The following is an 8618-nucleotide window of genomic DNA, read 5'->3' as shown; positions in this document are numbered from 1 at the left end:
AAAAAAATATGGTCTTTATTTATATGTACCGCACTATTTTCGAGTCTAGTTACAGGTTGTTCAGGAAGTGAAAGCAAGACGTCGTCAGATACGAAAAAAGACAAAAAAATCACATTAAAATTCTATTCCTATGGGACTGAGGCAAACTACAACTGGAAGAAAACAATAAATGCCTTTGAGAAAAAGTATCCATACATCAACATTGATTTAGTCGTTCTCAGTGAAAAGGGGGACACGCAGGAGGCCACTAAAAAACTGGACCTTGCTGCTGCATCGGGAGAACAAATGGATGTTCTCATGTTTAGTGAATCAGCGAGTTATGCTCAGCATGTTAGCATGGGAATGGCAGCTCCTCTAGATGATTTTATTAAAGAAGAAGGTTACAAAGTATCGGAAGAATATAAGGTAGATCCCCAGATAAACGGTAAATATTATGCGCTTCCGGGTAAATTTAATCCATGGTACGTCCTCTTAAATAAAGATCATTTGGATGCAGCAGGACTAAAGGTCCCAAAGGATTGGACTTGGGATGAATTCATGGAATATGCAAAAGCACTCACAAGAGATGGCCATTACGGAACATACTTCCATGGGCCGCAGAATGGAAGCTGGATGGAGTATATGAGACTTGCACTCGCTAGTGAGTCTGAAAATTCTGGGTTTTTGACAGAAGATGGGAAGTCAAATCTAGACAATCCCCTCTTTAAGAAGTCACTGGAGATCAGATTAAAAATGGAGCAGGACGATCAATCAGCTGTTCCTTATGTAGATATTCTGTCACAGAAGCTTCATTACCGTAATCAGTTTTTTAATCAAAATGCAAGTATGATCCTTATAGGCAGCTGGATGAACACAGAGCTTGGAGGCTCAGATCAGTACCCATTAAATTTCAATGTGGCTGTTGCCCCTTTCCCCAAAAACCGAAAAACGGATAAGGGCGGTTATGCTCCAGTAACAACGGACTATATGACAGTAGCTGCAAATTCAAAGCATAAAAAAGAAGCCTATACTTTTATTCGATGGTATACAACGGAAGGACAAATCGTCCAAGGCAAAAACATTCCATCGTGGAATAAAGTCAAAGATCAAGACTTAAAAAAAATTGTCGATCAAATTCTTAGTGGTACCAATAATCCCGAAAAAGTTGATAAAGAATCTCTTGTTAATGTGTTAACAAATGCCAAGTCATCAAAGTATATTTCGCCCGTTCCTTATCAGGCGGAAATTTATAAGGTAATCAACGAAGAATATGAAAAGCTAATTTTTGGTGAACAAAACATTGATAAGACGATTGAAGCTTCTCAAGCGAGAATACAAGAAATTATCGAAAACAATCATTAAATAAGTGGATTGGAAGAGTGGGTACCCCGTTACCCCATTTTTTTCGAATAAAAGGGACTGAGCATATATGGGGAAAAAGGTTCATACTTTAATGTCGCTTCGTTCATTTCGTTTTAAAGTTATTTTCATTTCGTTCATTTGTCTACTTATACCCGCAACGATGACGTTATTTATCTATAACTATTTAACGAAAGATACCATAAGGGAACAGGCATTGTCTAATGCAAATCGAGAACTGACTATTGCAAATGAATATGTAGAGAAACTCCTCGAAGATATGATGTATATTACAAACTTTATCCAAGTTGACGCGGAAATGAATACACTTTTAAAAAGAAAAACAAAAAATATCTTCAATCAAACTCGCGAACAGAAATACCAATCGTTTTTGGCTGACAGTAAAATCAACAAAACGATTGATAATATTACGTTGCTTGGAGGAAAATCATACGTCACGATCCTCTTAAAAAATGGGAAGTCCTATACAAATTATTCTAATAGTGAATATAACCCAACTGATTTGTTTCAAGAAGAATGGTTTAAGCAATTAAACCTAACAAAGGGATATGAATCCGTCTGGATTGGAAGCCAACCGACTATGTTTAAATCAGAGAAAAATCTGAATCCCTATCAAATATCAGTTGCTCGAACTTTACGAGATGAGAATTCAAATATCTATGGTTATGTAATCGTGACCACCATGGAAAATAAAATAAGTCAAATATTCGAAAACATGAGTGGCCACGAAGAAATGGTCCTCTTGGATTCTTCAAATCATATTATTTCAAAAAAAGATCATTCTAAAATTGGTAAACTGTTTCGATACAGGGATCAACTGAAAGAAAATAATTACTCAAATATTTTTCAAATTTCGAAGATGAACTATATAATTGCGGAACATAAAATCTCTTTCACGGGCTGGAAACTTGTCTCTGTTGTCCCATATAAACAGGCTACCAATAAAGTAAATTCTATTTTTAATAAAGTTATTAGTGTCCAAGTTATCTTTTTTACCATTTTTATAGTTCTGATGACTTATTCTTTGAGAACGATTACAAAGCCTATTTCCCGTCTAGGGAATGTTGCAGACATCGTCCAGCAGGGGAATTTAAGCATCCGTTCCCGAATTCGAACCAAGGACGAGATAGGCAAGCTGTCTGAATCCTTTGATTTAATGCTTGATCGTATCAATGAAAAGATTCGAGAAATAACAGCAACGGAGGAAAGAAAAAGAAAAGCAGAGCTCGACATGCTTCAGGCGCAAATCAATCCTCACTTCCTTTTTAATGTCCTTAATTCCATCCGGATGAAAGTATTGGTAAAAGGAGATAAAGAAAGTGCTAATATGATTAGCTCTTTGTCGAAATTATTGCGTATGACCATTTCTAAAGAAAAGGAAACAATCACTTTTTATGAAGAAATTCAAATTGTTCTGGACTTTATTAATATCATGAATATGAGGCAAAAAGAAAAAGTACATGTTGAATTATCCATACATGAGGACACGAATTCAATCATGATTCCGAGGTTTATCCTGCAACCAATTATTGAAAATAGCATCATTCATGGTCTAAACCAAAGAGCAGGTACGATTAAAGTAAATGCAGAATGGAAGGAAAATGAGGTGACCATTGTTGTTGAAGATGATGGTCAGGGTATGGACGATCAGGCTTTAAGTCAATTAAATAGAAAGTTGATCCAAACAGTCGGAAGCGATTATCAGATGGATAAAAATAAAAAAGGCTTCTCATCATTAGGCGTATCAAATGTGTATGAACGATTGTATATGACATTCGGGCCGGAATTTAAAATGGAAATAAAAAGTGAAATTGGAAAGGGTACTCAAGTCATTCTGTCCATCCCTAAAGGAGGCATCAAGTCTAATGTACAAAGTAATGCTAGTTGACGATGATTATCCAGTATTAGAATTGTTATCTCAAACAATTGAGTGGGAGCATCTAGGTGTAAAGCTTCAAGGAACGTACGAAAATGGAGGAAGTGCCTTTGAAGCTGCTCTGCGTGAAATGCCTGATATTTTAATTACGGATATTGGAATGCCCAAAATGAATGGAATTGAACTAACGAAACGTCTAAAAGAGTTAAATCCAAATTTACAGGTTGTTATCTTATCATGCCATTCTGAATTCGAGTTTGCCAAACAAGCATTAAAGCTACAGGTACAGGATTATATTGTTAAAGACATGTTTGACCCTGAGGATTTATGTGGGGTGATTAAAAAAGTAAAAGAAAACATCGATCATGAAAAAATGAAGTCTTTAAAGCAACTTCAGCTGCAGCACATGCTCGACAAAAATAGAGAGAATGTAAAAGAAAGATTTATCAGGCAAACAATCAATCAATCACAAATCTCGGAAAAAGAATGGCTTATAGATGCCAATGCTCTAGGTTTACAGTTAGATAAAAAGGGATACACTGCTACACTAGCTTTCGTCCATGATTTTCATTTAGCTAAGGAGCAATACCTCTCGGAAGATAACGTAACTTTTGCCATTAACAATGTATTGGAAGATCTTATTAAAGAATCTAAATTGGATGCAGCCCCCTTTCCGCTAACAGCAAATGAATTTATTATCTTCTTTCCCAGTCTCCAATCTTTAAAGATTGGTTCCTTTGACGATTCATTTGGAAGTATGAAAAAAATTCAAAAGGCTTTAAAAAAATATTTAAATATTGATTTATCCTTTTTAATTGGGGATGATTGCTCAAGGCTTGCAGACATTAAGCAGGAGTTATCACTTTTGCTTAGTTCAAAACATCAAAGTTTTTATATGCAGCCAGGGACCATCTTAAAAAGAGAGTTGGTTCAGGCAGCAAAGGAGGACCTGTTTTCAAAATACGATGAAGCTTCATCCGACTTCAGAGAACTGTTGTTAACGAAAGATGAAAATAGGATCATTCCTATCGTTTCCAAATGGATCCATCATATCGAGGAAAAGAACTACCCTCCAGAGTTGGTCAAGGAATGGTTATTGAAACTATTAATCGATCTTAAGATTAAATTGCAAGCTCTTCAATTATTCCGTCAAGATCATGCGATTGAATGTCTGCATCAAGAGATCCTTATGAGTAAATTCTTATGTGAATTAAGAGTGTTACTCATTGATTATTTTAAATCATTTTTGTACCTCTCCAATGAAGTGTACAATCAGACAAAGCGCACGGAAATATTGGATGCAATTAGCTATGTCTCAATGAATCTAGAAAAGCGGGTCAGCCTGGAAGAAGTTGCTGGCCATCTCTTTTTAAACCAAAGTTACTTTAGCCGTTTGTTTAAGAAAGAGATGGGCGAAACATTTGTTGAATACGTTACAAAAATGAAAATTACCAGGGCTAAAGAATTGCTGGAGCAAACCACTGACTCTGTGGGGAAAATTTGTGAACGTCTTGGTTATGATAATCAAAGCTATTTTATTAAACTATTTAAAAACCATGTGGGGTTCACTCCTATTGAGTATCGAGGCGGGAAAGTCTCAGCGGGGTGAAAGGGTCTTTAGCAAGTCGTCCAGTTGATCGCTGGACTTTTTTTATGTTGAAAAAAATAAGTCAAAATAGTTTAAACATTAATCAAAATAGTGTTACGAATGGAATCTGCCGTTATTCTATAATTTAACTAAAATATGAATAAGAAGGGTGAAGAAGATGATCGAACAACTGCCCTGGGTAGAAGAAGCATGGGAGCAAGTTACTATAAAAATTGGCAAAACAAGTAAGAGAATAGGGGCTAATTTTCCCCACGCAAGTCAAAATGGAAAGTATACACTTGAGGAACCGTACTGGTGGACAGCTGGATTCTGGCCAGGTCTTCTCTGGCAAGTGTATCGAGATACACAGGATGAAAGCCTAAAGCAGACAGCTGAGAAATGTGAAGAAAAGTTGGATAAAGTTCAAAATGATTATTACCGTCTCGATCATGATATGGGTTTTATGTGGACTTTAACGAGCGTTGCCCGATATAAGCTCTTAGGTGAGGAGGATTCCAAGCGGCGTGCACTACTGGCTGCCAATCTTCTAATGGGACGTTTCAATTCAAATGGGAATTTTATTCGAGCGTGGAACCCGTGGCATGAGGGAGAAGACAATAGCGGTGTTGCGATTATTGATTGTATGATGAATTTGCCGCTTCTTTATTGGGCCACCGAAGAAACAGGGGATCCAAGGTTCAAAAATGTGGCGAGAAAACATGCGGATATGGTCTTGGAGAATTTTATTAGAAGTGATGGTGGAGTACATCATATCGTCCGTTTTGATCCTGAAAATGGGCAGAGGATTGAAGCGTTGGGAGGACAGGGATTTGGCCCAGATTCAGCATGGTCAAGAGGAACAGCTTGGGCGATTTATGGTCTGACATTAAGCTATCATTACACAGGTGAAGCAAAATACTTGGAAACAGCCAAAAGGGTAGCCCATTTCTTTATTTCCCATCTTCCGGAGGATGCCGTTCCAGATTGGGATTTCCGCCTTCCTGCTGGAATTGATTCTCCAAGAGATTCTTCTGCAGGTGCGATCGCCGCATGCGGTCTCCTATTATTAGCAGATAAAGTGACAGCCGTGGAATCGCCTGTTTACCAACGAGCAGGGGAGAAAATCCTCGAATCGTTATACAAGAATTATAGTGATTGGGAAGGCGAGGAAGAGGGATTAATTCTTCATGGCACAAGCCATTTTCCTGAAGGGAAATATACAGACAACCCACTGATATATGGGGACTACTATTTTGTTGAAGGTCTTGCGAGACTAAAAGGATACAAGGAATTGTTCTGGTAGAATGGAAAAGGAACACCTAAGGGACGGAATTCATGGTTGTATTTAAGTTACACACGACCACCAGAATCGTCCCTTTTGCCTTTCCTACCGCCATCAAACAACACTTACCTCATCTAAACTCTCCGTTTCTCCTGCATATATTTCATCCATTTCTTCAGTTTATAACTACAAATAACATACCCAGCAAGCGAGATGGCGACTACTCCTGCGGATAGCTGCCAGATGAGGTCGTGTGTGGTATAGAGCCCGGCGGCTATGCCTGTCATCCCGAAGAGGGTTAACTGGAATAATTGCTTTTTCGTATTTTCATAGATGGTGAATTGGAATTGCCTGCGTTGCTCGACTTCCTTTAACTGCTCTAATTTTTGCGGTGCATTCAGGAATTCTGTGACAGAATGAAAAATTTTAAAGATCGGCTGCGATTGGAGCCATTGCCAGACGAACAGCCATTTATTATTTCCTTGTTTGTTTAACCACTCCATAAACACAGGTTTCCCTAATTCTAAGATCTCTGCATCTGGCGCTAAGTTGCGGATAATCCCTTCAATTGTAACAACCGACCGGCCTAAAAAGACAAATCTGGTTGGTATTTGAATGGGCAGTGCTTGAATCATATCATTGATTTCCATTTTAAAAGCAAGAAGATCCATTTCTTTTAATTGAGCTGGCTGGAAGGTGATGAATTCCGCTAAGATCCGTTCGATCGTTCTTGATTCCGCCTCAGGGAGCAACACGCCTAAGTGGAACAAGCAATCCACAGCCTTCGGATAATTTTTTGCGAGAAAGCTTTCAATTAATCCTTGAAAATAACCGGCATCCTTTTTGGAAAGTTCACCAACCATTCCGAAGTCTAGTAAAATAATTTTTCCTTCCTTTGAGACCAGAACGTTGCCGGGATGGGGATCGGCATGGAAGGGACCAGGTTCCATCCATTGAGGGAGAAAGACCTTCATCAGCCGTTGAGCTAGTTCCTTGCGGCTCACGGGTAATTGGTTGATGGCGTCGTTATTGGTCAGCCGTAATCCTTCGACCCACTCCATGACCAGCACATTTGCGGTACTCAATTCAGCATACACCGACGGAATATGGACGGTATCCATGTCCTTAAAGCGCTCTTTAAAGCTCACGATGGTGTTCAGCTCTAGGGAATAATCCAGTTCGCGCACAATCACTTGCTTTACTTCTTTAAAAAGAACTTTAAAATTCATAAAACCCTTTGGAAGAGGGACTAAGTGGTCCACAAACCACATCACAATACTTAGAATCCGAAAATCGGTGTCGACAATGGAATCAATATGCGGGCGTTTAACTTTAATGGCCACTTCTGTTCCATCATTGAGCACGCCCTTATACACTTCGCCAATCGATGCCGAAGCAATCGCCGCTTTCTCAATCGATTGGAAGTGTTGATGATACAGGTTGCCCCATTCTTTTTCTAAAATTTCCTGAATCTCGTTCCATTCCGATGGCGGAACTTTATCGGTCATATCTTCGATTTGGCGGATAAAGGCAGGTGGCAGTAAATCGGCCCGCGTGCTGAGGATTTGTCCAAGTTTGATGAGCAAGCCTTCTAAATCAAACAGAGTCTGGCGAAACCGTTCTCCGATGGTCCCCCATAGTTTGTCCCACTCTGCTTTCGGTTTTCTGCGAATCTTATACCAATAAATTTGCAGGAAAATGCCAAAGGCAAGAGAGAGGACCTTCGACATCCGTACCAGCTTATTTTTCGTCTTCATCCGAATCCCCACAATCCATTTCAGGTTTTACTATTTATAACGAGTTTGGTAGATAGAAAGTTTCAGTCTGGTGTGGTCACTAATTATATGTGATGTAAATTTCTTCTATTTATATTTTAACATTTTGTAATCATTGTAAAATCCCTTGTGACTAACATTTGGAGGAGAAATTATGAATAATAGCTAATTGTGCCCGTCCAGGTTAAAAAGAGTGCTAGACGGTAACAAATAGAAGCTAATTGTGCCCGTCCAAGTTAAAAAAGGTGGTAGACGGTAACGAATAGCAGGTAATTGTGCCCATCCAAGGTAAAAAAGATGGTAAACGGTAACGAATAGAAGCTAATTATGCCCATCCGGGTTAAAAAAGAAGATAAACGGTAACGAATAGGGGCCGCCTCTTACTAAAATAAATGAAATCTACCAATAATGATTGTCCAAATAATTAAGGTTAATAGCGGCAATGAGATTAGCGTGATTAACCAGGATCGCTCAAAGACGTTATAGCCCTTTTTCTCCGCAAACCATTCACATAATAAGATGAGGAGATACAGGGCAATGAACTGTATCGAGAGGGAGAGTAATTTATAGATGACAAAATTTAAGAAACCCTGATTGTCCATGCATGATTATCCCCTTTCGCTTGTACATGTTTATTCATTCAAAGGCGAAAGTATTAATAAATAACAGGAATGGGTGTCAGGCACCATGTCAAATGAAGCCGGTCATCATCCTATTTTAGCTTTATGAACCACTCTT

At 38.6% G+C, this 8618-nt stretch carries 6 protein-coding genes; 4 read left to right on the top strand and 2 right to left on the bottom strand.

Going from position 1 to position 8618, the window contains the following annotated elements; all coding sequences use genetic code 11:
- The 4 genes from V7659_RS22490 to V7659_RS22475 all read left to right on the top strand — a co-directional run.
- Positions 1–1341 (top strand): ABC transporter substrate-binding protein (locus V7659_RS22490; protein WP_420491761.1); only part of this gene is annotated, 1341 nt, incomplete at its 5' end.
- 67 nt (positions 1342–1408) lie between these two features.
- Complete coding sequence (locus V7659_RS22485; RefSeq protein ID WP_335452752.1) at positions 1409–3247, top strand: sensor histidine kinase; 1839 nt, start codon at positions 1409–1411, stop codon at positions 3245–3247.
- On the top strand, positions 3225–4844 hold the full coding sequence (locus V7659_RS22480) for a response regulator transcription factor (RefSeq protein ID WP_335452749.1): 1620 nt from the start codon (positions 3225–3227) through the stop codon (positions 4842–4844). The genes V7659_RS22485 and V7659_RS22480 overlap by 23 nt, the downstream gene beginning before the upstream one ends.
- A 157-nt stretch (positions 4845–5001) precedes the next feature.
- On the top strand, positions 5002–6126 hold the full coding sequence (locus V7659_RS22475) for a glycoside hydrolase family 88 protein (protein ID WP_335452746.1): 1125 nt from the start codon (positions 5002–5004) through the stop codon (positions 6124–6126).
- Positions 6127–6239: 113 nt separating this feature from the next.
- Here V7659_RS22475 and V7659_RS22470 read toward each other — a convergent pair whose 3' ends face one another.
- Together V7659_RS22470 and V7659_RS22465 are read right to left on the bottom strand one after the other, a co-directional pair.
- Complete coding sequence (locus tag V7659_RS22470) at positions 6240–7862, bottom strand: ABC1 kinase family protein (RefSeq protein WP_335452743.1); 1623 nt, start codon at positions 7860–7862, stop codon at positions 6240–6242.
- 401 nt (positions 7863–8263) lie between these two features.
- Positions 8264–8482, bottom strand: coding sequence for a hypothetical protein (locus V7659_RS22465; RefSeq protein ID WP_335452740.1), 219 nt, complete (start codon positions 8480–8482; stop codon positions 8264–8266).
- Positions 8483–8618: the final 136 nt, after the last annotated feature.

Source organism: Neobacillus drentensis (assembly GCF_036966985.1).
In the GTDB taxonomy this organism is placed as follows: domain Bacteria; phylum Bacillota; class Bacilli; order Bacillales; family Cytobacillaceae; genus Neobacillus; species Neobacillus drentensis_E.
This window is presented reverse-complemented; position numbering and strand designations above follow the sequence as displayed.